Annotated in this window: 24 protein-coding genes; 9 read left to right on the forward strand and 15 right to left on the reverse strand. The window is 63.5% G+C overall.

Annotation, left to right across the window (positions count from 1 at the left end; all coding sequences use genetic code 11):
- Window positions 1-64: 64 nt before the first annotated feature.
- Window positions 65-2,176, reverse strand: a complete 2,112-nt coding sequence (gene tkt, locus CFR79_RS07835; protein WP_110547506.1) for a transketolase — start codon at window positions 2,174-2,176, stop codon at window positions 65-67.
- A gap of 376 nt (window positions 2,177-2,552) precedes the next feature.
- Between tkt and CFR79_RS07840 the strand changes: the two genes are divergently transcribed.
- The 4 genes from CFR79_RS07840 to CFR79_RS07855 all read left to right on the forward strand — a co-directional run bounded on the left by CFR79_RS07840 (window position 2,553) and on the right by CFR79_RS07855 (window position 5,799).
- Window positions 2,553-3,578, forward strand: a complete 1,026-nt coding sequence (locus CFR79_RS07840; protein ID WP_110547507.1) for an MBL fold metallo-hydrolase — start codon at window positions 2,553-2,555, stop codon at window positions 3,576-3,578.
- A gap of 97 nt (window positions 3,579-3,675) precedes the next feature.
- Entirely contained in the window at window positions 3,676-4,230 is a 555-nt protein-coding gene (locus CFR79_RS07845; protein ID WP_102325307.1) for an ankyrin repeat domain-containing protein, read from the forward strand.
- A gap of 88 nt (window positions 4,231-4,318) precedes the next feature.
- Window positions 4,319-5,389: a histidinol-phosphate transaminase gene (hisC, locus tag CFR79_RS07850; RefSeq protein ID WP_110547535.1), complete on the forward strand. Its 1,071-nt coding sequence runs from the start codon at window positions 4,319-4,321 to the stop codon at window positions 5,387-5,389.
- Window positions 5,390-5,520: 131 nt separating this feature from the next.
- Window positions 5,521-5,799: a mitochondrial import receptor subunit TOM20 gene (locus CFR79_RS07855; RefSeq protein WP_102325172.1), complete on the forward strand. Its 279-nt coding sequence runs from the start codon at window positions 5,521-5,523 to the stop codon at window positions 5,797-5,799.
- 92 nt (window positions 5,800-5,891) lie between these two features.
- Here CFR79_RS07855 and CFR79_RS15645 read toward each other — a convergent pair whose 3' ends face one another.
- Window positions 5,892-6,086, reverse strand: a complete 195-nt coding sequence (locus tag CFR79_RS15645; protein ID WP_146220123.1) for a hypothetical protein — start codon at window positions 6,084-6,086, stop codon at window positions 5,892-5,894.
- A 121-nt stretch (window positions 6,087-6,207) separates the two neighbouring features.
- On the reverse strand, window positions 6,208-7,524 hold the full coding sequence (locus CFR79_RS07860; RefSeq protein WP_102325171.1) for an MFS transporter: 1,317 nt from the start codon (window positions 7,522-7,524) through the stop codon (window positions 6,208-6,210).
- Between the two features lie 751 nt (window positions 7,525-8,275).
- On the opposite strand from CFR79_RS07860, the gene CFR79_RS07865 reads away from it, so the two are divergent.
- On the forward strand, window positions 8,276-8,728 hold the full coding sequence (locus tag CFR79_RS07865; RefSeq protein ID WP_110547536.1) for a hypothetical protein: 453 nt from the start codon (window positions 8,276-8,278) through the stop codon (window positions 8,726-8,728).
- A 21-nt stretch (window positions 8,729-8,749) separates the two neighbouring features.
- Here CFR79_RS07865 and mdoH read toward each other — a convergent pair whose 3' ends face one another.
- From mdoH to CFR79_RS07880, 3 genes are all read right to left on the reverse strand, one after another.
- Window positions 8,750-10,927 carry a glucans biosynthesis glucosyltransferase MdoH gene (gene mdoH / locus CFR79_RS07870; protein ID WP_110547508.1) on the reverse strand — a complete coding sequence of 726 codons (2,178 nt, stop codon included), beginning with the start codon at window positions 10,925-10,927 and terminating at the stop codon, window positions 8,750-8,752.
- Window positions 10,915-12,420, reverse strand: coding sequence for a glucan biosynthesis protein (locus CFR79_RS07875; RefSeq protein WP_110547509.1), 1,506 nt, complete (start codon window positions 12,418-12,420; stop codon window positions 10,915-10,917). Before CFR79_RS07875 ends, mdoH begins: the two co-directional genes overlap by 13 nt.
- A gap of 127 nt (window positions 12,421-12,547) precedes the next feature.
- The gene (locus CFR79_RS07880) at window positions 12,548-12,892 is read right to left on the reverse strand and encodes a winged helix-turn-helix domain-containing protein (RefSeq protein WP_110547510.1); all 345 of its coding nucleotides are present in this window, start codon (window positions 12,890-12,892) and stop codon (window positions 12,548-12,550) included.
- An 81-nt stretch (window positions 12,893-12,973) separates the two neighbouring features.
- On the opposite strand from CFR79_RS07880, the gene CFR79_RS07885 reads away from it, so the two are divergent.
- Entirely contained in the window at window positions 12,974-13,522 is a 549-nt protein-coding gene (locus CFR79_RS07885) for a GNAT family N-acetyltransferase (protein ID WP_258373465.1), read from the forward strand.
- Between the two features lie 18 nt (window positions 13,523-13,540).
- Here the strand turns inward: CFR79_RS07885 and CFR79_RS07890 are convergent, their stop codons facing one another.
- The 4 genes from CFR79_RS07890 to CFR79_RS07905 form a co-directional block, all read right to left on the reverse strand.
- Complete coding sequence (locus CFR79_RS07890; protein WP_110547511.1) at window positions 13,541-15,004, reverse strand: mannitol dehydrogenase family protein; 1,464 nt, start codon at window positions 15,002-15,004, stop codon at window positions 13,541-13,543.
- Between the two features lie 43 nt (window positions 15,005-15,047).
- Window positions 15,048-16,166: an FUSC family protein gene (locus CFR79_RS07895; RefSeq protein ID WP_110547512.1), complete on the reverse strand. Its 1,119-nt coding sequence runs from the start codon at window positions 16,164-16,166 to the stop codon at window positions 15,048-15,050.
- A 6-nt stretch (window positions 16,167-16,172) separates the two neighbouring features.
- The gene (locus tag CFR79_RS07900) at window positions 16,173-17,732 is read right to left on the reverse strand and encodes a DegQ family serine endoprotease (RefSeq protein ID WP_110547513.1); all 1,560 of its coding nucleotides are present in this window, start codon (window positions 17,730-17,732) and stop codon (window positions 16,173-16,175) included.
- Window positions 17,733-17,809: 77 nt separating this feature from the next.
- A complete protein-coding gene (locus CFR79_RS07905; protein WP_110547514.1) occupies window positions 17,810-18,970 on the reverse strand; it encodes an OpgC family protein in 1,161 nt (386 codons plus the stop codon).
- Window positions 18,971-19,216: 246 nt separating this feature from the next.
- On the opposite strand from CFR79_RS07905, the gene CFR79_RS07910 reads away from it, so the two are divergent.
- Window positions 19,217-20,365 (forward strand): Mrp/NBP35 family ATP-binding protein, encoded by a 1,149-nt coding sequence (locus CFR79_RS07910; RefSeq protein ID WP_110547515.1) that lies wholly within the window; start codon window positions 19,217-19,219, stop codon window positions 20,363-20,365.
- A gap of 103 nt (window positions 20,366-20,468) precedes the next feature.
- Here CFR79_RS07910 and CFR79_RS07915 read toward each other — a convergent pair whose 3' ends face one another.
- From CFR79_RS07915 to queA, 5 genes are read right to left on the reverse strand one after another with little or no spacing between them, the layout of a single operon-like run.
- Complete coding sequence (locus CFR79_RS07915) at window positions 20,469-21,284, reverse strand: TerB family tellurite resistance protein (RefSeq protein ID WP_110547516.1); 816 nt, start codon at window positions 21,282-21,284, stop codon at window positions 20,469-20,471.
- A gap of 26 nt (window positions 21,285-21,310) precedes the next feature.
- Window positions 21,311-21,607 (reverse strand): ribbon-helix-helix domain-containing protein, encoded by a 297-nt coding sequence (locus CFR79_RS07920; protein ID WP_102325303.1) that lies wholly within the window; start codon window positions 21,605-21,607, stop codon window positions 21,311-21,313.
- Entirely contained in the window at window positions 21,604-22,689 is a 1,086-nt protein-coding gene (gene queG / locus CFR79_RS07925; protein ID WP_174234084.1) for a tRNA epoxyqueuosine(34) reductase QueG, read from the reverse strand. Before queG ends, CFR79_RS07920 begins: the two co-directional genes overlap by 4 nt.
- Window positions 22,689-23,849 (reverse strand): tRNA guanosine(34) transglycosylase Tgt, encoded by a 1,161-nt coding sequence (gene tgt, locus CFR79_RS07930; RefSeq protein WP_102325160.1) that lies wholly within the window; start codon window positions 23,847-23,849, stop codon window positions 22,689-22,691. The genes queG and tgt overlap by 1 nt, the downstream gene beginning before the upstream one ends.
- The gene (gene queA, locus CFR79_RS07935; RefSeq protein ID WP_102325159.1) at window positions 23,846-24,904 is read right to left on the reverse strand and encodes a tRNA preQ1(34) S-adenosylmethionine ribosyltransferase-isomerase QueA; all 1,059 of its coding nucleotides are present in this window, start codon (window positions 24,902-24,904) and stop codon (window positions 23,846-23,848) included. The genes tgt and queA overlap by 4 nt, the downstream gene beginning before the upstream one ends.
- Before the next feature lie 202 nt (window positions 24,905-25,106).
- On the opposite strand from queA, the gene CFR79_RS07940 reads away from it, so the two are divergent.
- Window positions 25,107-25,334: a hypothetical protein gene (locus tag CFR79_RS07940; RefSeq protein WP_102325302.1), complete on the forward strand. Its 228-nt coding sequence runs from the start codon at window positions 25,107-25,109 to the stop codon at window positions 25,332-25,334.
- A gap of 103 nt (window positions 25,335-25,437) precedes the next feature.
- Window positions 25,438-25,932, forward strand: a complete 495-nt coding sequence (locus CFR79_RS07945) for a kinase inhibitor (protein WP_102325158.1) — start codon at window positions 25,438-25,440, stop codon at window positions 25,930-25,932.
- The last annotated feature ends 1 nt before the right edge of the window (window position 25,933 follow it).

Raw genomic sequence — 25,933 nt, forward strand, 5'->3', positions numbered from 1 at the left:
CTTACCAGTTCCTCAGAAACAGTGCAGGCAGGACCAAGGGTCCTGCCTGCTTTCGTCGTATCCTCTATTTTCCGGCCTGCCTGCGGGCGGCGGCCACGACGGCCTCCACCGTGAAGCCGAACTTGACTTCCAGCTTTTCCGCCGGGGCGGATGCCCCGAAGCCGTGCATGACGATCGTCTCACCCGCAAGGCCGGTGTAACGGTCCCATCCAAGCTGTGCCGCCATTTCCACCGCCACGCGCGCGGTGACATCCGGCGGCAGCACACTGTCGCGATAGGATTTGGGCTGGGCCTCGAACAGGTCCCATGACGGCATGGAGACAAGGCGTACCTTGATCCCGTCCGCCTTCAGTTTTTCCGCCGCCTTGATGATCAGTCCGACTTCGCTGCCCGTGGCCATAAGGATCACATCGGGACGCCCCTCGCTATCCGCAAGGATATAGGCGCCTTTTGCCAGACCTGTTGCCGGCGCATAGGTCTTGCGGCAGATGGTTGGCAGGTTCTGGCGGCTCAGCGCCAGCACGCTGGGCCGGTCGCGGATCTGGATCAGCGTGCGCCACGCCTCCGCCACTTCGTTCGCATCGCCGGGGCGCAGCACGGTCACGCCCGGTGTGGCGCGAAGCTGGGCAAGCTGCTCGATGGGCTGGTGGGTCGGGCCATCTTCCCCCACACCGATCGAATCATGCGTGAAGATATAGGTGACCGGCAGCTTCATCAGCGACGACAGGCGGATGGGCGGCTTCATGTAATCGGAAAAGATCAGGAAGCCCGAGCAGTAGGCATGGATGCCATACAGGGCGATACCATTGCTGATCGACCCCATGGCATGTTCACGCACGCCGAAATGCAGGTTGCGCCCGCCATAGGACCCGCCCCATTGCGGCGGCTGGAAATCGCCCGCGCCGTCAAAGGTCAGGTGCGTCTTGGTGGAAGGCGACAGATCCGCCGAACCACCGATCAGCCACGGATAGTTCTTCGCAACCGCATTGAGCACCTTGCCCGAGCTTGCGCGCGAAGCCACACCCTTCGCATCCGTGTCGAATACCGGGATGTCCCTGTCCCACCCTTCGGGCAGGGTGCCCGCGAAGATGTGGTCAAGCTGTACGGCTTCATCGGGATACCGGGCGCGATAGGCCGCGAACAGTTCGTTCCATGCCTTGCTTGCGGCGGCGCCGCGCGTTGCGATCCCCTGCTGGAAATGCGCTTCGACCCCGTCGGGCACATAGAAGTTCCTGTCTTCCGGCCAGCCGTAGAATTTCTTGGTCTCGCGGATTTCTTCCACGCCCAGCGGCGCGCCGTGGGCTTCCGCCGTGCCGGCAAGGTGCGGCGCACCCCAGCCGATGATGGAATGGACGATGATCAGCGTGGGGCGCGACGTTTCGGCCTTGGCTTCCGCCAGCAGGCGGCGGAAGTCACCCGTATCGTTGGCGTCCTTCAGTTCAAGGACGTGCCAGCCATAGGCTTCGTAGCGCTTGTGCACGCTTTCGGTGAAGGCGAGGTCGGTCGAGCCTTCGATGGAAATGCGGTTGCTGTCATAGATCCATGTCAGGTTGCCAAGCTTCAGATGGCCCGCAATGGATGCGGCCTCGCTGGCTACGCCTTCCATGTTGTCGCCATCACCGCACAATGTGTAGATGTGATGGTCAAACAGCTTAAAGCCGGGGCGGTTATAGCGTTCGGCCAGCCATTTTTCCGCAATCGCCATGCCGACGGAGTTGCCGCAGCCCTGACCCAGCGGGCCGGTCGTGGTCTCGACACCGGCGGTATGGTGATATTCCGGATGACCGGGGGTGAGCGAGTCGAGCTGGCGGAACTGCTCAAGGTCTTCCAGCGTCAGGGCCGGGCCGTTGCCCGGCGCCTTCCCCGGACGCACGTCGCGGATACCGGCAAGGTAGATCAGCGAATACAGCAGCATCGACGCGTGCCCGATCGACAGTACGAAACGGTCGCGGTTGGGCCATAGCGGTTCGGCGGGATCATAGTTCAGCACGTCGCGCCACAGCGTATAACCAACGGGGGCGAGCGCCATGGCTGTGCCGGGATGGCCGGAATTCGCCTTCTGCACCGCGTCCATGGACAGCGTGCGAATCGTATTGATGCACAGCGTATCGATATTGGCAGGCATGCTGCCGCCTCCTTCTGGTGCCATCGGGGGAGATGTAAACACGGAACGCATAAAAACCGGCCTCCTTACAGCCATGGTTGATATCCGGGTCAGGCCGGGCAGGACACAGGGGGCCGGACAACCTTTCTTGCTCTTCTTTCCGCAACCACCCGCAGCCTGTCGCCCGCAGGCCACAGAATGGGGGACACGGGGCCAAAAGGCTCTTGACGGCACGCACCTTCTCACGACCTTGGGGCCGGAACAAGCCATCTCATCAAGCCGTTACCAGCGCCATTCGTCCCGGTATCCCCTGCCCTGCTTCCCGGTAGTACCAGCGTATGGTCGGTTATCGGGTTGCACGGGGCCGCCAGCGGGGCCGGATTTGACACGACGGCGCGGCCCCTTTCTCCTGTCCATCCAGAACGCGCAGGCACCATGGAGATCGCGCATGAAGCCGCTGCCCCACAGCGATCACACGGACGGAACACGCTTTTTCAACCCGCCTTACCTTCGCCGCGAAACCGCCGGAAGCAGCCGTATCCGGCCACTTTCCATCCTGAAATGGCAGTGGAACCGGCCGAAATCGGACTGGCCTTCATGGATCGAAAATCCCCACCCCACGGGCGACCCGCATGCTGGTGTGCCACACGGCGGCGTACAACTAACATTTATCGGACACAGCACCTTCCTGATCCGGATGCCCCGTCCCGACGGGACGATAACGACCATCCTGACGGACCCGATCTTCTCACAACGTTGTTCCCCGCTGTCCTTCATGGGGCCACGACGCGTGCGCGCGCCGGGACGCCAGCTTGCGGATCTGCCGAAGGTGGACATCATGCTGGTCTCACACGCCCATTACGACCACATGGACCTGCCCAGCCTACGCGCGCTGGCACGCCGGGGCGACGATCCGCTGGTCATCACACCGCTACAAAACGCCCGTTTCCTGCGTAAGACCGGCCTGCGACGCATCATGGAACTGGACTGGTGGCAGGCTGTCAGCAGTGCGGGCGTGCAGATCACCTGCACGCCTGCCGTGCATGGCGCGGCCCGCACGCCTTTTGATCACAACAAAAGTCTGTGGGGCGGGTTCATGCTGCGCGACGAAACTGGCCACCAGCTCTTCTTCGCCGGGGATACGGCGCATGGCCGCCACTGGGCGCTGATCCGGGAACGGCTGGGCGTGCCCGATATCGCGCTGCTGCCCATCGGGGCCTATGCTCCGCGCGCGCTCATGGCCAGCGTGCATGCCACGCCCGAGGAAGCCGTATCCGGCCTGCACGAACTGGAAGCCGGACGGGGAATCGGCATGCATTTCGGCACTTTCCGCCTGACCGACGAACCGATGGATGAGCCGGTCCACCGTCTGGCGCAGGCCCTGCGTGACAGGGGCCTGCCGCCCGATACCATGGGCGTGCTACAGCATGGGGAATGCCGCAACATGACATGGTCCCCACCCGAGCGGGCATGATTGCCCGATGTTCTTTTCAGCCGAACCATCCTATGATGCACCGGCTCCAGGCGGAACGGCCCCCCGTTTTCCGCAAACCGACCAGCGAGACAGGCATATGAGCAATACAACCGCCAGCGACACCCCTGCCGCCGCACCCGAATCCTTCAGCACCGCGGAAATCGAGGCCCTGTTCCTGTCCGCCGCGCGCGACGGGCAGACGGATCTTGTAAACGAATTCCTTTCCGCGGGCATAAACCCCGATACACGCAACGACAAAGGCTACACGGCCCTGATCCTGGCCGCCTATAACGGCCATGCCGAAACCGTGCGCGCCCTGCTGGCCGGTGGCGCTGCCCCAGACCTGCAGGATGACAAGGGGGCGACCGCGCTGGCTGGCGTCGCCTTCAAGGGCGACCTGCCCTGCGCCCGGGTACTCGTGGAATATGGCGCGGGCATCGACATACCCAATTTTGTGGGGCGCACGCCGCTGATCTTCGCGGTGATGTTCAACCGCGATTCCATGGTCCCCTTCCTGCTTGAACACGGCGCCAATCCCGACCTGCGGGACGGGGAGGGAATCAGCGCGCGCATCTTCGCAACACGGCAGGGCAAGACGGCCCTGCTGGCGGCGATGAACCGCGCCCCGGATGCTGCCGCCACGCAGGCCTGATCCCTACGCCTTTCCCCCTTTATGCGCCGCCATATCGCGTTATGGTGGCGCATATTTTTTTGCCCCTGTTGATCTGGAATTTCCCCTGATGAGCCGTTTCTGGAGCCCTGTCGTCCACACCCTGACCCCGTATGTACCGGGGGAGCAGCCCAGACTGGCCAACCTGATCAAGCTGAACACCAATGAATGCCCGTACGGCCCGTCGCCGAAGGTCATCGTGGCGCTGAAAGCGGCGGTGGACGACACGCTGCGCCTTTACCCCGACCCGACCGCGCAGGCGCTGTGCGCCACGATCGCGCAGGACCATGGCGTACCAACCGATCATGTATTTGTCGGCAATGGCTCGGACGAAGTGCTGGCCCACGCCTTCCAGGGGCTGCTCAACCACGAAAACCCGCTGCTTTTCCCCGACATCACGTACAGCTTCTACCCCGTCTATTGCGGCCTGTACGGCATCCGGCACGAGACGGTGCCGCTGGATGAGGCGATGCGCATCGACATCACCGATTACCGCAGGCCGTGCGGCGGCATCATCATTCCCAACCCCAACGCCCCCACCGGCATAGCGCTTGACCTGTCCCGTATCCGCGTCCTGCTGGATGAACACCCCGATGCGGTGGTGGTGGTTGATGAAGCCTATGTCGATTTTGGCGCGCAGACGGCGATTTCGCTGGTTACGCAGTATCCAAACCTGCTGGTGGTGCGCACGCTGTCCAAATCCAGCGCACTCGCCGGGCTGCGCGTGGGTTATGCCATTGGCCAGCCTGATCTGGTTGCCGCCCTGACCCGCATAAAGGACAGCTTCAATTCCTATCCGCTGGACCGTCTGGCGCAGGTGGGCGCCATTGCCGCGATCGAGGACAGGGAATGGCTTGCAAAAACCACCGGGAAGATCATAAGCTCACGCAACAGGCTGACCGACAGCCTGGGAAAGATGGGGTTTGAGGTTCTGCCGTCGCAGGCAAATTTCATATTTGCCCGGCACCCGGACCGTGATGCGGCATATCTGGCGTCTGCCCTGAGGGAACGGGCGATCATCGTGCGTCATTTCCGGACCCCGCGTATCGCACAATGGCTGCGCATCAGCATCGGCACCGACGCCGAATGCGATGCCCTGGTAACAGGACTGGCCGACGTGCTTGCGCAGAACGGGGGCTAGCCCCCGGTTCATCACACACTGCACCCGCTGCCCCGCCCACAGGCGGGCTACGGGTCAGTACGTGCTGTCCACCTTTCCACATATGGTTAACAACTCATTTCCTGGACCCGAGGTCCACAGGATACCTGATCATGCGCGCATTCCACGGACAGATGTCCGACAACCAGCCGATCCGTCGCACGCTTCCTGAAAAGCAGAAGCAACTGCGCGACCTGCGCGAAACGCTGGCTTCCATGAAATCGCATACATCGCCCGCCCTGCGCGAAAGCGTGCAGAAACGCATCCGCCAGCTTGAAAGCGAAATCAGCGCAGCCCCGGCGCTAAAGACCGGGGAACAGCGCAATACCCCCCGCCCCGGCGGCACGGACCGGCCGCGCAGCCCGCGCAGGCGGCCTGAACGCAGCATCTGAACAGACAGGAAAAAGGCCGGCCCCATGGGGACCGGCCTTTTTCATGCCCTGTCGCCTCATATTTCCGCCCTATGGTTCATCACATCGGTTCGTCACATCGGTTCGTCACTGCCTGAAAACATACGGTTGACAGGTGAGCGTTTCCGGATGCCGCCTTTTTTCAAGAAGACTGTGTTTTTTTGAATCTTTTTGAAAAAATCCTCACCAGAAACTTCGGCTATTGCCCGGTTTCCGTCCATACGACCGGTTGCGCCAGCCCGCGGGAAAATCGCCCTGAACGCCAGCATTTCAGGCTGAGCCTGTCATCTCACCTGCAACCTTGAGGACAATAAAAAACGGGCCTGCCTTGCGGCAGACCCGTTTTCCACCCGTATCGGAACACCCGACCGGATCAGGATTCATGATGGATCAGTGACCAAGCGTCACTTCTTCCGCCACATCACCGCGTGCAGCAGCGGCGTCAATGTAACGACGGGCTTCGGGCGAGACGGTCAGCACCAGCGTCATCAGGGCCGAGGCAACATACAGGCCGGAGAAGATCCAGATGATCCCCTCGATCCCACGCCAGCTTTCAAACCACGTCACAATGGCCGGACCAACCCATGTGCTGGCACCGGCACCCAGACCCAGGGCAGACAGGGCGGCAGCCTTTTCCTTCGGGCAGATCTGCGGCACCAGACCGGACAGCGGCACGAAGGCGGCAATCGTCGCGCCATACAGCGCACCCATGGCAGCCGCGATGGGGAAGTTGCCGGGGAACATCTGCGGCACATAGTAGAACAGCGGCACGGTGATCGCAGCACCCACGCAGCCGAACAGGGCAACAACGGTGCGGTGACCCAGACGGTCAGCCGTGATGCCGGACACAAGGTTCACCAGAATGTTCGACAGGAAGATGATCGACAGAAGCTGCAGCCACTGCGACAGCGAGAAGCCGATCACCTTGGTGAAGAACGCCGGCATGATGACCAGAAACGCATATTCGGACGACGTGTTGATGGTCCGCACGATCATGGCGACAAACGTCTTGGGCTCACGCCACAGGATGCTGATCGAACTGAAGAAGATCGTGCCGGGCTTCGTGCCCACCGGGGCAAGGCGGCGGGAACCGATGGGCTCACGCGTCATCAGCAGGGCCAGCAGGCCACCGAACATGACCAGCGCCAGCGAGGACCAGAACGTCGCCATTTCGCCAATCAGCGGAATGGAGAAGCTGGCGAACAGCGAACCCAGCGTGGGCAGCCCGCCGGAGAAGGCGAACCAGAACCAGCCCGCGGCCGAGCCAAGCTGACGCGGCGGGGTCGCGGCCGCGATCCAGACCAGGAAGCCATAGGTGAACAGCGGATAGCCAAAGCCACGCATGGTATAGGCGGCCAGCATGATGGGATAGCTGTTGACGGCCACGCCGAAGGTCAGGAAGACGACCTCGAACACGCCCCAGATGGCAAGGCCGATCCACATGACCCGCTTGGGGCCCCACAGATCGGACAGCGGCCCCGATGCCCATGAGGACAGCGAGACGGTTACACCATAAATGGTAAACAGCAGCGCGGTATTGCGCGATGAAATGCCCTGCCCCTCCAGATAGGGGGCCAGATAGCCGGCCTCCACCCCATCACCGATCATGAAGAACAGCAGGCCGACAAAACCCCAGAACAGGGGTGCCGGAATGCCAAGCCGGTCAGCGAAGGACGTTGATTCGGACAGATTGTCTGTCTGTTTCAAGGGGAGATACTCCTCTTTCACAGGCAGCCGACACGAAGATGAGGGGCTCCACCTCATTGCGGAGCGTCGATGCAGGCTGCGTCCGCACAATCCGGGCCTTGCCCGGAACTCCAGTGCGGAACCTCAGTTTCATAAGGTCGGGCATGCGGGCGCCCGGGCCGGTTACAGCAGGGAAAACGTGGCGCGGATTTCAGCGCCGGACCAGCAGCGCATCGGGCTGGAAAAGCGCTTTCCCCTCTATGTCACCGACAGAATTCGTCAATCCAGCAGGAAAACGTGCCCTGTGGCACGACTTTCATTACAAATTGATGAAAAAACACAAAAACGTGCCGAATAGCCGGTACGATTATGTGATCTCTCACCGCCAGAAAGACCATTAATTGAACAGATATACAAAATCGTTGCAGTTTCGAACGATTTCACAGTGATGCGATAGTTTCCAACCTCCGCCAAAGCGCAAAAAATATATTCAGTGGGATCAATCTATACTCAAAAAGCCGCATGAATGTAAGGGAATTCTCAAATTTTTGACGCAATTCCCGTTTGTCCCTTATTATATCAGAAGATTCTGGATCACATTTTGCGCAGACCTTGCATGCGCCCAGCGTCTGGACCATCTTTCATAACGGATGGGTTCCTGTCATAGTCTCCTCCCGCTCCCGCCTGTCCGGCGGGGCCTCACTCCCGCATGCGGCTGCCGTTGCCTGCCGCATCACCCATGCCGGGGATATGGACAAACGGAACGGTCACGGTGAACATCAACCCGTCTCTACGCCTTGCCGCACTGCCGATCGCGTTACTGCTTTCTTCCCCGCTGCTATGCGCGCCCGCCCATGGGCAGAGCCTGTCGGTGCAGAAAGTCCAGCGCGCGCTGGATGTGCTGCGACTCAAGCCGGATCTGGCCAGTCAGGCATGCCTCGACAAGCTCGATGACCTGCACAAGATGGAAAAGATTATCGAGGAAGCAGGCGAAAGCGCGCATAACCCCAACCTGTCGCTGGCGCATGACGTGATGACGTCCGATTATGAGGACGCGACGGAAACCTGTGTCCCCGATGCCGCCAAATTCTGCGAAGCACCCGGTTCGTCCGCCAGCGCGAACCAGAAGAAACTGTGCAATGCGCTTGATGCGGTGATGTCGGTCGATGGTTCGGATGAAGGGGAGGAAGTCATTTCCGCCCCGCAGGGCACGTCAAGCGACTGACGGCCCCACGGTCCGGGCGCGTCAGGGAAGCTGCGCGATCAGGCGCAGCCCCTCCGCATTGCCCAGAACGGCGGATTTTTCCGCACGGTTGAGTTCACGCACCGCCGTTTCCACATCAGGGGCCTCGCGCAGTTTCAGCAGCCCGACCAGCAGGGCCGGATTGATCGGGTCGCCCTTGCGGCGTGGCGGCGGCAGCATGATTTCATGCACCCGCAGCAGCCCCGCCCGCGCCCGCAGGGCGGCAATGGCTTCCTGCACCGGATGGCCCGCCATCTGGTCCATATAGGTCACGGCCTCGCTCAGAACCGAAGGCGGTGCGGTTTCTTCGGGTATCAGCAGCAGGCGGACGCGACGGAATGCCTGTCCCACCGCAACGCTTCCGGTCAGCACGGCCAGCGGAATGGCGCAGACCAGCCCAAGGGTGACCGGCAGCATCCACAGGAACAGCGGCAGCGAGACGCTCCATGCGGCGGCGGCCAGTGCCAGACCCAGTATGGTATGGAGCATGTACAGCCGCACATTGGCCATGATCTGCAGGCCGCCCGCATCGCGCCGCTGGGCGTTCCAGCCGGAATCACGCCCCATCAGGATGGAAAGGACGCCCCCGGTCTGGATCATCATGGCGATGGGGGCCAGCAGGCCGCCCACCAGCGTTTCAGCCACAATGGATGCGGCCGCAGCAATCGCGCCCCCACAGCCGCGCCGCAGCGGTCCGTCCAGCAGCAGCAGGACATAAGCAAGCAGTTTGGGCGCCAGCAGCACGAACATGGTACCCAGGAACATGTATTCGGCCTGCACCGGGTCAACATGCGGCCAGTGGGGATAGAGCAGCTTGGTATCCCCAAAATATTCCGGCTTGTAGAACCGGTTCTGCAGCGAAACCACGATGCCCACCAGCAGGAAGACCAGCCACAGCGGCGACGTGACATAAGACCCTATGCCCATGAGCATGTGCATGCGGCTGATCCAGTGCAGGCCCCGGGCGGATATCACCTTGGCATGCTGCAGGTTGCCCTGACACCAGCGCCGGTCGCGGATGGCGATATCGGTCAGGGAGGGCGGGCTTTCCTCATACGATCCGTGTAGCGCCGGAACCATGTGGATTGCCCAGCCACCCCGGCGCATGAGGGCGGCTTCGACAAAATCATGGCTCATGATCGCCCCGCCAAACGGCTTGCGGCCCGGCAGGTGCGGCAGTGCGGCCTGCTCGGCAAAAGCCCGGGTGCGGATGACCGCGTTATGCCCCCAGTAATTCCCTTCCGATCCATGCCACCATGCGATCCCGTGGGCGATCAGCGGGCCATATACACGTCCGGCAAACTGCTGCATGCGGGCGAACAGGGTGCGCCCGTTCACGATCACCGGCAGGGACTGGATCAGCCCCACGCCGGGATTACGCTCCATGGCGGCGGTCAGCCGCACGATCACGTCGCCTGACATGATGCTGTCGGCGTCCAGCGTGATCATCTGCTGGTAGGCTGCGCCATAGCTGCGCACCCACTGCGCGATGTTCCCGGCCTTGCGGTCGGTATTGACGGCACGGCGACGGTAAAACAGCCGCCCGCCCCACCCCGTCGCACGGCACAGCGCCATATAGGCGGCTTCTTCCGCCACCCATACGTCCGGATCGGTGGTGTCGGAGAGGATGAACACGTCAAAGGCGCGTTCCTGCAATGTGGCGCTCAGACTGTCGATGGTGGCGCGCAGGCCCGCCATGACCCGGCCAGGGTCCTCGTTATAGGTGGGCATGAGCAGCGCCGTGCGGCTGGACAGGCGCGGCAGCGGCCCGGTGCGCTCGATCCCCAGCCCCAGACCACCATGGTTGAGCATCGACCAGAACCCGGCAATGGCCGAGGTAAATGCCAGCCCGATCCATAAAAACAGCACGACGAACAGCACCAGCATCACCATGCCGGCAACCGAACGCTGCACGGCATTGAACACCAGATCCATTTCATAACCGGCAAGCCCGGTCATGACGACGGCGCCCCCGATTACCAGCAGACGCCGCAGGTGGATCAGCTTCCACTGGCTGACCGGCACACGACCACGCCCATGCAGGTCCGGTTCATCCGCCAGCGCATGAACGGGCATGTCCAGCGGTGCCGCAGGTGGCAGCGCCGCCCAGCCCTGCGGCAGAAGGGTGGACGGCGCCCCCGCCGGCGGCCCGGACGGAGGAACTTCCCCTACGGCGTCCATCGATACACCCATTCTTCCGATACGGGGCCGTTGTCATCGGCCAGCACGCAGTTCAGTTCAGCCACCTTTGCATCGCCGGGCGCGAACTCGAACGTACTGCGCCAGCCATGGATGGGGGGAACCGGTTCGACCACCACATTGCGTATCTCCCCAGCCGAAGTGCGACACTGCAGGTGGAAATGCGGATTTTCGGGCAGGTGGTCGAACGGTGCGCCGACAAAGTCGAGATCGAAGAAACGGGTATGCGAATCATCCGTCGACTCACCCACGCGGGTTGCCGCGATACGGGCAAGCCGCGTGGGCCAGGGCGTGTCCCAGCCCCAGTACATGCGATAGGTGAATATGTATTCCCGTCCCGCGGTCAGGCCATCCTGCGGACGCCAGAAGGAGACGATGTTGTCATTCACCTCATTGGGTGTGGGGATCTCGACAAGATCGACGGCACCGGCACCCCAGTCGCCTATCGGTTCGATCCACAGGGAAGGCCGCTTTTCGTAATTCAGGGCCACGTCCTCGAAATCCGTAAAGGCCCGCTTGCGCTGCATGAGGCCAAAACCATGCGGCCTGACATCGCTGAAGGCCGAGAACTGCAGATCACGTGGATTGCGTAGCGGCCGCCACAACTGCTGGCTGCTGCCCGTCCACATCAGCAGGCCCTCGCTATCATGCGCGGCGGGACGCCAGTCATCCACGCGCGCGCGGTCGTTCGCATCGAAATAGAACATGCCCGTAAGCGGCGCGATCCCGGATTCCGCAAGGGTCTTGCGCGGATACAGGTAGGACTGGACATCGAATACCGTGGTCTCGCCGGGGCGGATGGTAAAACGGAACGCACCGGCAAGCGATGGGCTGTCCAGCAGCGCATGAACGACCACGCTGTCCACTCCCGCCTTGGGCTTTTCCAGCCAGAACGCGCGGAACAGGGCAAATTCCTCACCCGCCGGATCGCCTGTGCCATTGGCGAAGCCGCGTGCCGACAGACCGTAATTCTGTCCCTTCGCCACGGCGCGGAAATAGGATGCGCCGAGGAAGACGCAGAATTCCTCCATGACGCCGGGCGTGTTGATCGGCGCGCGCAGCCGCAGCCCCGCAAAGCCGATATCGTCACTCACCCGCAGGGCAGGATCGTTATAGGTAAACATGTCCGGGTTGAAGGTGATGGGACGGGACTGTCCGTCAATCACCTCGTTCATTTCGATCCGGGGGGCGTACAGATAGCCACGGGGAAAGAACTCGACATCGAAGCCCAGATTCTCGCCATGCCACAATGCCTGTTCCGAACGGAAAGCCATGGAACTGTACTGATCAAAATTCAGGTTACGCAGCGGGGCAGGCAGGGTCTGTGAAGGCGGCTGGTAAGCCTGCTGTGAAAGCTGGTGCGCCAGCGTACGCACCGTGGTGGAGTCAAAGTTACTGCTTTCAGCCGCACCGGCAGGTCGTGCCGCCCCCATACCCACCAGAGACAGGGCAGACAGGGCGGTACCCGCTTTCATGAAATCACGTCGTAACACTGAGTTGAACTCCAGTTCATTTTTCTTATTTAACGCGCTGACACACTATTCTTGTTTATTGGTAAAGCCGGGGCGGTAATACGTGTGATCGTGACAGCTTATGGCTTTTTCACGGCGGGGATGAACACATGCCCGCCAATGTTTCAAGCGGTCCCGCGGCAGCGGCGCGGGCCGCATCCTCTATTTCCCGGTACAGGCGCAGCACCGCTTCCCCTTCGGGCGAAAGGCCCGCACCACCCCCACCACCGGGGCGGGCAGACACCAGGGGATGCGTGAAGGCGGTGTTCATCGCCTCGACCAGCAGCCATGCCCTGCGATATGACATGCCCATTGCCCGGGCCGCGGCGGAAATGGACCCCGTCTCGCCAATCTGTTCCAGCAGCCTGATCTTGCCGTGCCCCAGCAGCGGGTTGCCATTTGCGTCAAGCCGTATTGTCAGGCGCATTTTTGTCATGGTTTTCCGTACTCCCGCCGGCAGCTATATCATCCGTCCCTTCTACCGGAAACGGCTTCTTCTGGAACGGAATTTTCCCCCATGTGCCCATCCATCCCCTCCACCGGACCGACCACGATACCCCCCGCGAACCCATGGCGGCCCATGCGGGCTGACGATCTGGATCGCGTTGTCGCGGTGGCGGCACAACTCCATCCTGACTACCCCGAGCGGCGCGACGTGCTGGATGAACGCCGCAGGCTATGTCCGCCCGGATGCCTGATTCTGCCCGATGCGCGCGGCAATCCGGGCGGATATGTTCTGAGTCATCCGGGACGCATCGCATCCCCGCCCGCACTGGATACGTACCTCCATACCCTGCCTGAACAGCCCGATTGCTGGTACATCCATGACATCGCCATCCTCCCCGCCCTGCGCGGGCAGGGTGCGACACGGGACGCATTACAAATCGTTACAGGGCGGGCCCGCCAGCACGGACTGCACTGGCTGGCACTTATGGCGACACCGGCCGCGCGTGGATTATGGACGCATCTGGGCTTCACCCCCATTGCGGACATCCCACCCCATATCGCCGCGACCTATGGCAGCGAGGCCTGCCCGATGCGCAGGCCCCTTTCCCCCGGCACATAAGCGGGGGCTAAAACCGGATCACACCGGAAGCGCGGCGCGCAGTCCTCTGTCGCGGATGGCCTTGCGGGCTGCAACCACCGCTGCGTCCAGCGCCGTGGTGTCCATGTCACGCCAGCCGTCAAAGGCAGGCAGGGCAAGGGCCGCGGCAAGGTCATCGGCGCGAACCAGCGCCAGATCCTTCTCATTCAGCGTCGGTTCGACCGGCTTGTACGCCTGCCCCTTCTCATCATGTCCGCGCAGCATTTCCAGATAGGCGGCAATGCCGAAGGCAATACGCTCAAGCGGCCGCCCGCTGGTCAGCGAACGACGCACCGTATCGGTCCAGAACACACGCACCTTCGATGCACCATCACTGCAGATGCGCAGAAGCGTGTCAGCCACCGACGGATTGGAGAACCTGCTGAGCAGACGCTGGCGATAGGCATCCAGATCGACACCTTCCGGCGCATCGATCTGCGGCATGGCGTCCTGCATCCAGTATGCGTTGACCAGACGTTCCAGATCCGCGTCCTGCACCGTTTCATGCGCGTAGCGGTAACCCAGCAGCAGCCCGGCCGAACCCAGCAGCAGATGCGCGGCATTGAGCATGCGCACCTTCACCTGCTCGTAACCGGCAACGTCATCCACGAACTCCACACCGACCTTTTCCAGCGCCGGGCGGCCATTGCAGAATTTGTCCTCCAGCACCCACTGGCTGAAATCCTCGGCCAGGACGGGCAGTTCATCATCCAGGCCGCTGCCCTTGTTCAGCGCCTTGCGGGTCGCGTCATCGACACCGGGGGTGATGCGATCCACCATGGCGCAGGGGAAAGTCACGTTGGCGTCGATCCATGCGGCCAGATCCGCATCCAGCGCGCGTGCGTACCCGACAAAGGCCTCATGCGCGACATGGCCGTTGCTGCGCAGGTTGTCACAGGACAGCACGGTAAACGGCGCAATCCCCGCATCCCGCCTGCGGCGCAGGGCTTCCACCACGTAACCGAACACGGTGGCGGGGGTGCCCGGGTTTTCCAGATCGGCACGGACGGCAGGGGTATCGAGGCGGAAGCGCCCCGTTTCCTCATCGATGTTGTAGCCGCCTTCGGTAATCGTCATGCTGACGATTCGCGTCTGCGGATCGGCAAGGCGGGTCAGCACGGCTTCGGGATTGGCGGGGGCAAGCAGGTATTCGCGCAACGCCCCGATCACGCGCACGCTGCGCGCGCCATCGGCGGTCACATCCGTCAGGGAATACAGGCAGTCCTGTTCCTGAAACGCCTTCGCCTTGGCCGCGCCGCGTGCGCCGCCACCAAGGCCCACCCCGACAATGCCCCATTCCGACTGCCCCGGCAGGGCGAGACATTTATCCACGTACCAGGCTTCATGCGCACGGAAGAAATTGCCAACACCAAAATGAACGATCCCTCGTCCCACCTCCGCCGGTTGGTAACCCGGCGCCTGCACGCCAGCGGGAAGATGATTCAGGGTTGTTTCATTCAGCATGGTGTCTTTTGAACTCCTGTTTATGTCTGTTCGCGCGGCAGCCCTATCGCTTCACCGGCACGCTGGCGCCCGATGGTCCGAACGAAACCTCGGCCAGAACCGGGTCTCCCGCAGGGGGGAACGGACTTTCGTCGGTCTGCCCATCAGACCAGATATTGCACACGGCAAGCCGCATATCGGCGTGCAACAGTCCCAGGGCAAAACGCATGACGGGGGTCCAGTGTTCCCCTGCCTGACGCTCCAGCCGGTCCACAATGTCGCGCATGCCCTCATCCGCGGGGGCATGGCCACGGCGGCTGGCCGCCAGCGCATCGCAGCGATCGGCCATCTGGCCCAGTATCTGCGCCAGCATGTCGCGCTCATGTTCGAGCATGTCACCCGTACGGGCGGTTTCACCTTCAACCGCCGCGCGTGCGATAAAGATAGCATCCGCACGGACCCGACGCAAAAGTCCCGGCAGGCGGGCCACCAGCGGGTCATGCCGCGCAAGGGTGCCGGGATGTTCGACCTCGGCTTCCTGCACCCCGTCGTTGATGTCCTGCAACAGGGTGCGGCACATCACATCCGCCGTGGCCAGCGCATCATAATCGGGATGCTGGTGCAGGGCGCACGAAACCAGATCGGCCAGCCTGCGCAGCAGGCTGGCGGAATTGGTCAGCACTTCGCGCCGCGCCTCGTTCCGCAGGACGAAGAACGAGACCGCAAACGACACCACAACCCCGGTCATGATCGAGGCGATACGTTGCAGGGGCCGCGAAAACGGCGCGCCGCTGGATGGAAACAGCAGCACCACCATCAGGGTTACGATCGCCACCCGCATCTTGGGTCGCAACGCCACCAGAACGGCCAGCGGCATGAGCATCACCCAGAACACCACGAACAGGGAAAACCCATACCACTGTTCAAGCGCGATGGCCGACATACCGGCGGCAGCCCCGATCAGGGTACCGACAATCTGTTCGCGCCCGGTGGAAAGGGTCTGGGTCAGGCGCGTCTGGGTAATGACGATGACGGAGGTGATAAGCGCCCAGACCGGTTCGTCCAGATGGATCATGGCCGCAACGATGCCGGACAGGACGAGCGAGACGCTCATCCGCACCACCTGCCGCCATGTGCCCTGCTGCATGATCGAATGCAGCAGGATTTTCATGCGTGCGTGCATGTGCGATCAGTGCCCGGGATTATCCGGCAGGGGGAAGGGCACCCAGCGCAGGCCATCGGCATTCTGCACAAGGAACAGGACCGTCTTGCGATGCACGGCACGCGCGGCATCAAGCTGGCGACGCAGGTCGGCCGGCGCGTTGACGGCGGACTGCTGCACTTCCGTCACCACATCACCGGGGCGCAGGCCCCTTTCCGCAGCGGGGCTGTCCTCGGTCACGCCGGTCACCAGCACGCCTTTCTGCCCTTCGGCCATGTTGTATTTCTGCCGCGCGATGTCGTCGATCTCGCCCACGGTGAAGCCCATGCCCGTTACGGCCACGCTGCCCTGGGCCGGTTTTTTCGCGGCCGCATGGTCGGGATCGTCCTTGGCGGCCTTTTCTTCGGGCAGGGCGCCAATGGTGATGGCGACATTCGTCTGCTGGCCTTTGCGCCACACGCCCAGATGCGCGACACTGCCACCCGCAAGCTCGGCCACCAGCCGGGGCAGTGCGCGGCCATCAATATCCTTGCCATTCAGGCTGACGATCACATCGCCGGTCTGCAGATGGGCCGCGGCCGCGGGTCCCTTGGGTTCGACACCTGCGATCAGCGCGCCATGGGCGTTCTGCAGGCCCAGCCCGTCGGCGATTTCCTGCGTCACGTCCTGAATGCGCACACCGATCCACCCGCGCGTGACGGTGCCATGATGGCGAAGCTGTTCGATGATGCCCCGCGCCTCGGCGGAGGGGATGGAGAAGCCAATCCCGATCGACCCGCCCGAAGGGGAGAAGATGGCCGTGTTGATCCCGATCACCTCACCGCGCAGGTTGAACAGCGGGCCGCCGGAATTCCCCTTGTTGATGGGAGCGTCCGTCTGGATGAAATCATCGTACGGCCCCTGTTCGATATTACGCCCGCGTGAGGAAATGATCCCCGCCGTAACCGTGCCGGACAGGCCGAACGGATTGCCGATGGCCAGCACCCAGTCCCCGACCCGTGCATGGTCGCTGTCGCCAAAGGGCACGGCGGGCAGCGGTTTGGGGCTGTCCACTTTCAGCACGGCCAGATCGGTCCGGTCGTCATGGCCCAGCAGCCGCGCCTTGAGCACGGTATTGTCCTGCAGCGTAATGGTGATCTGGTCGGCATGGCGCACGACATGGTTGTTGGTCACGATCACGCCGGAAGGGTCGATGATGAAGCCCGAGCCCAGCGCCTGCATCTTGCGCGGCGGGGCGTTGGGGCTGTCCTGCCGGTTCATGAAATCGTGGAAGAACTTCTCGAACGGCGAGCCTTCGGGGAAGTTTGGCACCTGCGGCGTGCTGTCACCGTCATCGCCGCCTTCATCATCGTCCTCGCCGGGGCGGACCATCTCGGTGGTGGAAACATTGACAACCGCAGGCAGCAGCCGTGCCGCCAGATCGGCAAAGCTGTCGGGCATGTTGCGTCCTTCACCCGGCAGGTGAAGCGGTGTCGCGGATGCCGGGGCAGGCGCAGGATCGGCCGCATACGCGCCGGTGGCCCCCAGTGTCGTAAGCAGCCCCATGGCAAGGCAGGATCGGGAAAACGCAGCGGCACGGAAAGACATGGGGCACATACATCCTGCTTAACGGGATTGAATGGCGTACCTATACCACGCCCGTCACCGGCACGGAAACCACGCCCTCAGTTACGGCATAACGGCGCGGCCGCGTGCAGGTCGTCCGGTTTCGACTGCGGCGGGGTGCGGGCGGCCACGCGCGCGCGTTCCTTCATCCGCGCCACGGCCAGCAGCACCACGAACCCCACCACGTTGACGGCCACCTGCATCATCCATCCGGTGCCAAAACTGGTCAGCACCAGACGGCCATACAGGTCGATGATCGTACCCATGGTAAAGATTTCCAGCGAATGCCGCCCGAACAGCGCCATAAGCTGTCCGCCACGCGTATTCGCCAGCCGCGTCGCCCCGTGTGAGGACTGAACTAGATAGAACACCGCCAGCACGTCAACCAGCCGCCACGGCGAAAGGATCATCTTGTCCGGTACCGCCATGACGACGGGGCGCAGGTCATGAAAACCCCACTGCGTCCACGGAAAGGACTGCACGCCTGAAAAGACCAGATACATGGCGCATCCCCATGCCAGCAGGCGCGAACGCGGCAGGCTGCCATCGTGCTGGCCCGCCACACGCGCGGCACATACCCCCAGCACGAACAGGAACTGCCATGCCAGCGGGTCAAAGAACCATCCGTCAGGGTCAAGCCAGTTGGGAAAGTTCAGCCGGGGGTTGATATTGACCACCAGCCATACCAGCCCGCTCAGCCCCAGCACCACGGCGGTCCCCGCCCGGCGCAGCAGCACGTAAAGCGGCGCGAACCCCAGCAGAAGCACGATATACAGCGGCAGGATATTCAGGTTGCCCGGCAATGCGACCAGCGACAGCACACGCCATACCGAATCCAGCCCATGCGCCAGTTCGGGTTCCAGAAAATCAACAGGAACGGGCCAGAAATTCCGCCATATGCGAATGGTGGCGACACAGACCACCACCATCACGATCTGGAATACATATAGCTGCCAGCACCGCCGCCCGATCCGCGCAAGGACGGTGGGCACCGGCTTTCTGGCAAACCCGCGCCCGTAGGCCAGCCATGACGCATAACCCGCCAGCAGCACGAACACCTCCGCCGCATCGGCAAAACCGACATTGCGCATGGTGAAACGGTTGAGCACGTCCTGCGGAATGTGGTCGATACACATCATAAGCAGCGCCACGCCGCGCAGGGCATCGACCCGATGATCCCGCCGGTGCGGTACAGCCGCCTGTGGAGTGGAAGTGCCCATCGTAATCCCTGCCCGCCTGAACGACACCCATGAAAGCCGTGCCCTTCATGTAATGGGGGAAGCGTAAAGCAGCAAACCCGCGGGCTGACCATTCCCCCACCGCACATATGGCGCGCGCGGCCCGCATGACCATGCCCTGCCCGCGCCCGTCACCGGTCAAATGCGTCATCCCGCCGTTTCATGACTCGACCGCCACGGGCCGCCCCTTCTATACCGCAGGGGCGACAGAGCAGGGAGCGCACACGCATGACCAGTCCCGACCGGAACACCATCGAGACCGTACTGCAACAGGTCCATACGGCTGACAGATCGGCCAGCGTCGCCACGCTGGGCAGCCTGGACGCATTCATGGTCCGTGACGGTGTGCTCCATGTCGCCATTGCGACCGATCGCTCGCGCGCGGCGGCATTGCAGCCGCTCCTGCCGGAACTGGAACGCGCCCTTGTTGCGGCGGTACCCGGCTGCACCGCTGCAAGCGTGATCCTGACCGCGCATCGCGCGGCTCCGCCACAGGGTGCGCCTGCGCAGGATACGCCGCCCCCTGCCGCCAGCGGTCACCGCCCGCTCAACCTTGGGGCCAGGCACGGCAAGGCGGCCACCGGCCCGCTCCCTGCCGGCGTGGGCGCGGTCATTGCCGTAGCGTCCGGCAAGGGAGGGGTTGGCAAGTCCACCACCGCCGTCAATCTGGCGGTGGGGCTGGGACAGGAAGGACTGAAGGTTGGCCTGCTGGATGCGGATGTTCATGGGCCGTCCCTGCCCCGCATGATGGGCGTGAGCGACCGGCCAGAGGTGCGCGATGGCCATCTGGTGCCCCCGCATAAATGGGGCATCACCGCCATGTCGATCGGCATGCTGGTGAACGAAAATGATGCCATGATCTGGCGCGGGCCGATGGTGATGGGCGCGATCGGGCAGTTGCTGGGCGATGTGGAATGGGGCGCGCTGGATGTGCTGGTAGTGGACATGCCGCCGGGCACGGGGGACGCGCAACTGACACTGGCGCAGAAAACCGCGCTGGCGGGGGCTGTCATCGTTTCCACGCCGCAGGATATCGCGCTGCTGGACGCACGGCGTGGCGTCGCCATGTTCGAGAAGATGAACGTGCCCGTTCTGGGCGTGGTCGAGAACATGTCCTATTTCTGCTGCCCCAACTGCAACCACCGTACCGAACTGTTCGGCCATGGTGGCGCACGGGCGGAAGCGGAAAAGCTGGGCGTACCCTTCCTGGGCGAAATCCCGCTTCTGGCCGATATCCGCGCCAGCGCGGATGAAGGCGCGCCAATCGTGATCTCCGCACCCGAAAGTGCCGCGGGACAGGCCTATCGCACGCTGGCCCACACGGTAGCCGGCGCCCTGCGCCGCCTGCTGGACAAGAAGAACAAGGCCGCCACCTGACGGACGGAAAAGAACCGGCGCGGGATCGACAGGTGCCGGTTCCGCACCGTTACCCATGCCGACTTCCTGACCCGACGTGACGGAATCAGGGACAGGTCAGCCGCTAAAGCCTGCGGTCGCGCTTGATCCGGTCCCAGGCCGCATTGATCTGCGCGATGCGGGCCGCACCCTGTGCCTGCTGGGCCGGGGTGGCGCCGCGCGCCGACATGACATCGGGGTGGTGTTCACGCACCAGACGCCGCCAGACCACGCGCACTTCCTCATCACTCACATCCCGGCTGACACCCAGCACGGCATAGGCGTCGACCTCGCTCACACCGGGGCGGGCACCGCCGTCACGCGCGCGATCCCATGCGCCGGGGCTCAGGCCAAACGCCTTGTGCACACCGCGCAGGAACGCTTCCTCCTGCGCGTTGATCTCGCCATCCGCGCGGGCGATCACGAACAGGGAGGCCAGCGCCTCCTCCAGCATGCCGGTACGCCCCGCGAAGGCACGGCCCAGCTCGGTGGCGAATGCCCGGTAATCATCCGTGCGCTGGCGCGCGCTGTCGAACAGGCGCCCCACTTCCTTCATGTTTTCGGGCGGAAGGTGGAAACGGCGCTTGAAGGCGTCGATCTCGGCCCGGTTCACCGCGCCATCGCATTTCGCCATCTTGGCCGAAAGGATGATGATGACCAGACCATACATCTGGTCGCGCTTGCCCATCGCCCCGGCCATCTTGGCCGCAATGAAGGTCGCGGCCCCCTGCGGGTCCGCGTTCATGCGCGGACCCCAGCGGTCGGTCCAGCCCCCTACCGGCGTTTCCAGCAGGGAACCGTTATCCGCCGCATGGCCCAGCGCGGTGCCGACGACAGCCCCCATGGGGCCGCCCACCGCGAACCCCGCAACGCCACCAAAAATCTTGCCCCATATCGCCATGCCCCGACGCTAGCACGGATGCGGGCTCAACCCAACTGATCTTCCCTGTTGTTATCAGCCATTTCCGTCAGGTCAGGCATCCATTCCCGCAATGCCTCCACCCGCAGGGCCGACGCAAGCGGGCGGTCCGGCGGGCGTGCCGCATCGACCTGTCCCACCAGTCCCGCAAGGGTCAGGGCGCGCTTCTGCGCAATCAGGTTCAGGGCGCACCAGAACTCGGGCTCCAGCGCGACACTGGTCCGGTGGCCCGACAGGTTCAGGCTGCGCTTGTGCAACGGGCGGGCACCCCGCTGTGCGGGCAGCGGCAGGGCATGATCGTTCATGACGGCAGCCGCACGGTGGCCCACTGCGCGGCTTCTGCCACCACCGGGTCCGCATCGGCGCACAGGGCGGCCACCACGGGCCGCAGTTCGGGCCGTCCGCTATTGCCGATGGCCACGGCCACATTGCGCACGAACCGGTTGCGACCGATGCGCTTGACGGGTGAGCCGGAAAACCGCGCGCGGAATCCCGCATCATCCAGCATGGCCAGATCGCGCAGCGCAGGTGCGCGCAGGTCATCGCGTGCGGCAAGCTTCATGTGGTTCGTCGCCCGTGCAAAGCGGTTCCACGGACAGACGGCCAGACAGTCGTCACAGCCATAGATGCGGTTGCCCATGGCGGGCCGGAATTCATGGGGGATGGGATCGCGGTTTTCAATCGTGAGATAGGAAATGCACCGCCTTGCATCCATTATCCCCGGCTGTGGAAACGCACCGGTCGGGCAGGCATCGAGACAGCGCGTGCAGGTGCCGCATCCCCCGCCGGAAGGGACGGATTGCGGCAGGTCCAGCGTCGTGTAGATCTCCCCCAGGAACAGCCAGCTTCCATGCTGGCGGGAAACGAGGCTGGTATGTTTGCCCTGCCAGCCCAGCCCGGCATTCTGCGCCAGCGGTTTTTCCATCACCGGGGCAGTATCGACAAACACCTTGACCTCCGCCGCACCGGCACCCTGCCGCCGCCCGGCATTCACCACGAACTGGGCCAGATGCTTGAGCATGCCCTTGACCACATCATGATAGTCACGATGGCGGGCATAAACGGAAATATTGCCCGCTTCAGGCTGGCGGGTAGTGGCAAGCGGGTCGTCTTCCCCCGGTGCGTAGCTGACCCCCAGCGCGATCACGCTGCGTACCTCGGGCCACAGGCCCCGCGGGTCACCGCGCTGTTCCATGCGCTGCGCCATCCACTCCATGCCGCCGGCGAAGCCGTTTTCCACGAACGCGGCCAGACGGGCGCGCACGCCATCATCCAGTTGCGCCGGGGCGAATCCGACCGCATCGAAGCCCAGTGCCCGTGCATGCCCGGCAATGGCTGCGGCAAGGCGCACCGGATCAGCCATGGCCGATGCGCACGGCCCGGCCATCAGGCAACCGGTGGTATGTCGGGAAAGGGCATTTCATCGCCGCTCCAGTCATCCAGCGCCCATTGCGCGCGCAGGTGGGTGGCATGGGCCGTAAAGCCGCCATCGACGATCGCCGCCCGCATCCCGCGCATGAGACGCTGGTAATAGGCAAGATTATGCCATGTCAGCAGCATCGGGCCGAGGATTTCATTCGCCCGGAACAGGTGATGCAGATAGGCGCGGCTGTGGCGCGAACAGGCCAGACAGTCGCAATGCGGCGAAATGGGCCGCGAATCGGTGGCATGCCGGGCATTGCGCAGGTTGAGCGTGCCGCGTTCGGTATAGGCGCGCGCCGTGCGGCCCGCACGGGTCGGCATGACGCAGTCGAACATGTCCACCCCGCGTTCCACCGCGCCCAGCAGGTCATCGGGGGTTCCCACGCCCATGAGGTAACGGGGGCTGGCATCGGGGATCAGCGGCACGGTCACATCAAGGGTGGAGAACATGAGTTCCTGCCCTTCCCCCACCGCGAGGCCACCGATGGCATATCCCTCGAATCCGATACCCGTCAGGGCCTTGACACTTTCGGCGCGCAGTTCCGGTTCGGTACCACCCTGAATGATGCCGTACTGCGCATAGCCGGGGCGCTGGACAAAGGCATCACGACACCGTTCGGCCCAGCGCATGGACAGGCGCATGGATTTCGCGATCACGTCCGCTTCCGCCGGAAGGGCGGGACATTCGTCAAAGCACATGCTGATGGTGGCATCGAGCGCATGCTGGATATCGGTCGAGCGTTCGGGGGAAAGGCGGTGTTTCGAGCCATCGATATGCGAACGGAAGGTGACGCCATCGGCATCGAGCTTGCGCAGCGGCCCGAGTGACATGACCTGAAACCCGCCCGAATCCGTCAGGATCGGTCCGGGCCAGTCCATGAACCGGTGCAGGCCGCCCAGTTCGCGCACCCGTTCGGCCCCCGGCCGCAGCATGAGGTGATAGGTATTGCCCAGCACGATCCCGGCACCCGTGGACCGCACGTTGTCCATCGTCATCGCCTTGACGGTGCCAACCGTGCCCACGGGCATGAAGGTCGGCGTGGGTACGCTGCCATGGGCGGTATCAAGCCAGCCCGCGCGGGCATGGCCCGCACGCGCTTCCGGACGCCAGCGGAAAGAGGTCATGGCAGGTCTCCCTCGGCGCGATGCAGCAGGCAGGCATCGCCATAGGAATAGAAACGGTAACCGCTGGCGATGGCATGTTCATATGCAGCGTGCATGCGGCGATAGCCGCCAAAGGCGCAGACCAGCATGAACAGCGTCGAACGCGGCAGGTGAAAATTGGTCAGCAGCATGTCCACCGCACGGAAGCGGTAACCGGGCCGGATGAAGATGGCGGTCTCGCCATGGAAGGGATGTACGATGCCGTTTTCATCCGTCGCACTTTCCAGAAGGCGGAGCGATGTCGTGCCCACGGCGATGATACGCCCGCCCGCCGCACGCGCGGCGTTGATGCGTTCGGCTGCATGGGGGCTGATCGTGCCGCGTTCGGCATGCATGCGGTGTTCGGATATCTGTTCGCTGCGCATGGGCAGGAAGGTGCCTGCCCCCACATGCAGCGTCAGGGTCTGGCGGAGCACGCCCGCCGCATCCAGCGCCGCCAGCAGGCCAGGCGTGAAGTGCAGCCCCGCCGTCGGGGCGGCGACCGCGCCGCGATGCTGTGCGAAGATGGTGGCGTAATCCCGACGGTCTTCTTCCGTCGGGCCTTCGGGACGGGCGATATAGGGGGGCAGCGCCAGACGGCCCGCATCATGCAGGAACTGATCGAAGGCTTCCCCCTCCGCCGAAAAGCGCAGGGTGACGTCACCCGCGTCGCCACGGCTGACCACCTGCGCCGTGACCGGACTTTCGCCAAAGGTCAGCGTATCGCCCGGATGCAGGCGGCGCGCATTGCGCGCCAGCACGTGCCATGTGCCATCGGGCAGGATGCGGTCAAGCGTGATGCCGATTTTCGCGGCCCCGCGCATGGCCGATAGCTGGGCCGGGATCACCGCCGTATCATTGGCCACCAGAATGTCGCCCGGCCGCAGGCAGCCCGGCAGGTCGCGCATGTGGCGATCCATGATCGGGCCTTCCACCGGCACATCCAGCAGGCGCGCGCTGTCACGCGGGCGGGCCGGGTGGTCGGCGATCCGTTCGGGGGGAAGCGTGAAATCGAAATCAGAAACCAGATCCGTCATGCGGCCCCCTTTACGGAATCCGCACGATACTTGCCAGCCCGAACTACGCCCTTCGCCATGAAGCCGCAGGCCATCTGCCGCCCGCGCCGGGATATTGGACAGAACCGGCGGCGAGCGCCACAATAACGCAGCGATTCCCCTGCGGGAATTTTTTCGTCCCGCCTCCGCATGCCGGATGCGACAGCATAAGGAAGAAATCACCATGTCCTACGCAGCACTGGATGCCGTACGCATCACCAAGGCCTGCAAGACCGCCCTGCATGTGCTGGAAACGGTCGAGGAACAGGACCGCACCGAAGCCCACCAGCGCAAGACGCTGATGATCCAGCGGATCGAGGCCCTGGCCCGCGCCGCAGCCGAAAGCAAGAACGGCGATCAGGCCATTACCCTGACATCCGAGGAATTCTGGCTGATCAGCCAGAACTGGTAAGTCCCTTCCACATCCCTGCCGGATGACAGCGCCCTGTCCGGGCGCTACCCGGCAACGGGATGTGCGATATGCCTTCCCACTGCGCGCAGAGCAGGAAAACGACATGACCTTTACACTGACCAGCCGCTGCTTTCACGATGGTGATCGCCTGCCCCAGGCGCAGGTATTCGACGGCATGGGCCATTCCGGCGGCAATATCTCCCCCCCGCTTGCGTGGCAGGATGCGCCGACGGGCACCAAAAGCTTCGCCATCACCATGTATGACCCCGATGCCCCGACCGGATCGGGCTGGTGGCACTGGGTCGTCATCAACATCCCGGCCACCGTATCCTCCCTGCCCGCAGGTGCCGGATCGGGTGACAACAGCCTGCCCGAACCCGCCGAGATGACGCGCACCGATTTTGGCGGGAATGTCTATGGTGGCGCCGCACCGCCGCCGGGACCGGACCATCACTACATCTTCACCATCCATGCGCTGGATATCGAGCGGATCGAACTGCCCAGTGATGCGTCGGGTGCCATGGTGGGCTTTGTCATCAACCAGCACCGTCTTGCCTCGGCCACGCTTACGGCGGTTTATGGCAAGCAGCCCAGATAAA

Source organism: Komagataeibacter saccharivorans (assembly GCF_003207825.1).
GTDB classification, from domain to species: Bacteria; Pseudomonadota; Alphaproteobacteria; order Acetobacterales; family Acetobacteraceae; genus Komagataeibacter; species Komagataeibacter saccharivorans.

Coding starts and splice junctions, on each gene's coding strand:
- tkt (WP_110547506.1), bottom strand. CDS start 2,176: ATGCGTTCCGTGTTTACATCTCCCCCGATGGCACCAGAAGGAGGCGGC.
- CFR79_RS07840 (WP_110547507.1), top strand. CDS start 2,553: ATGAAGCCGCTGCCCCACAGCGATCACACGGACGGAACACGCTTTTTC.
- CFR79_RS07845 (WP_102325307.1), top strand. CDS start 3,676: ATGAGCAATACAACCGCCAGCGACACCCCTGCCGCCGCACCCGAATCC.
- hisC (WP_110547535.1), top strand. CDS start 4,319: ATGAGCCGTTTCTGGAGCCCTGTCGTCCACACCCTGACCCCGTATGTA.
- CFR79_RS07855 (WP_102325172.1), top strand. CDS start 5,521: ATGCGCGCATTCCACGGACAGATGTCCGACAACCAGCCGATCCGTCGC.
- CFR79_RS15645 (WP_146220123.1), bottom strand. CDS start 6,086: ATGCTGGCGTTCAGGGCGATTTTCCCGCGGGCTGGCGCAACCGGTCGT.
- mdoH (WP_110547508.1), bottom strand. CDS start 10,927: ATGGACGCCGTAGGGGAAGTTCCTCCGTCCGGGCCGCCGGCGGGGGCG.
- CFR79_RS07875 (WP_110547509.1), bottom strand. CDS start 12,420: ATGAAAGCGGGTACCGCCCTGTCTGCCCTGTCTCTGGTGGGTATGGGG.
- CFR79_RS07880 (WP_110547510.1), bottom strand. CDS start 12,892: ATGACAAAAATGCGCCTGACAATACGGCTTGACGCAAATGGCAACCCG.
- CFR79_RS07885 (WP_258373465.1), top strand. CDS start 12,974: ATGTGCCCATCCATCCCCTCCACCGGACCGACCACGATACCCCCCGCG.
- CFR79_RS07890 (WP_110547511.1), bottom strand. CDS start 15,004: ATGCTGAATGAAACAACCCTGAATCATCTTCCCGCTGGCGTGCAGGCG.
- CFR79_RS07895 (WP_110547512.1), bottom strand. CDS start 16,166: ATGCACGCACGCATGAAAATCCTGCTGCATTCGATCATGCAGCAGGGC.
- CFR79_RS07900 (WP_110547513.1), bottom strand. CDS start 17,732: ATGTCTTTCCGTGCCGCTGCGTTTTCCCGATCCTGCCTTGCCATGGGG.
- CFR79_RS07905 (WP_110547514.1), bottom strand. CDS start 18,970: ATGGGCACTTCCACTCCACAGGCGGCTGTACCGCACCGGCGGGATCAT.
- CFR79_RS07910 (WP_110547515.1), top strand. CDS start 19,217: ATGACCAGTCCCGACCGGAACACCATCGAGACCGTACTGCAACAGGTC.
- CFR79_RS07915 (WP_110547516.1), bottom strand. CDS start 21,284: ATGGCGATATGGGGCAAGATTTTTGGTGGCGTTGCGGGGTTCGCGGTG.
- CFR79_RS07920 (WP_102325303.1), bottom strand. CDS start 21,607: ATGAACGATCATGCCCTGCCGCTGCCCGCACAGCGGGGTGCCCGCCCG.
- queG (WP_174234084.1), bottom strand. CDS start 22,689: ATGGCCGGGCCGTGCGCATCGGCCATGGCTGATCCGGTGCGCCTTGCC.
- tgt (WP_102325160.1), bottom strand. CDS start 23,849: ATGACCTCTTTCCGCTGGCGTCCGGAAGCGCGTGCGGGCCATGCCCGC.
- queA (WP_102325159.1), bottom strand. CDS start 24,904: ATGACGGATCTGGTTTCTGATTTCGATTTCACGCTTCCCCCCGAACGG.
- CFR79_RS07940 (WP_102325302.1), top strand. CDS start 25,107: ATGTCCTACGCAGCACTGGATGCCGTACGCATCACCAAGGCCTGCAAG.
- CFR79_RS07945 (WP_102325158.1), top strand. CDS start 25,438: ATGACCTTTACACTGACCAGCCGCTGCTTTCACGATGGTGATCGCCTG.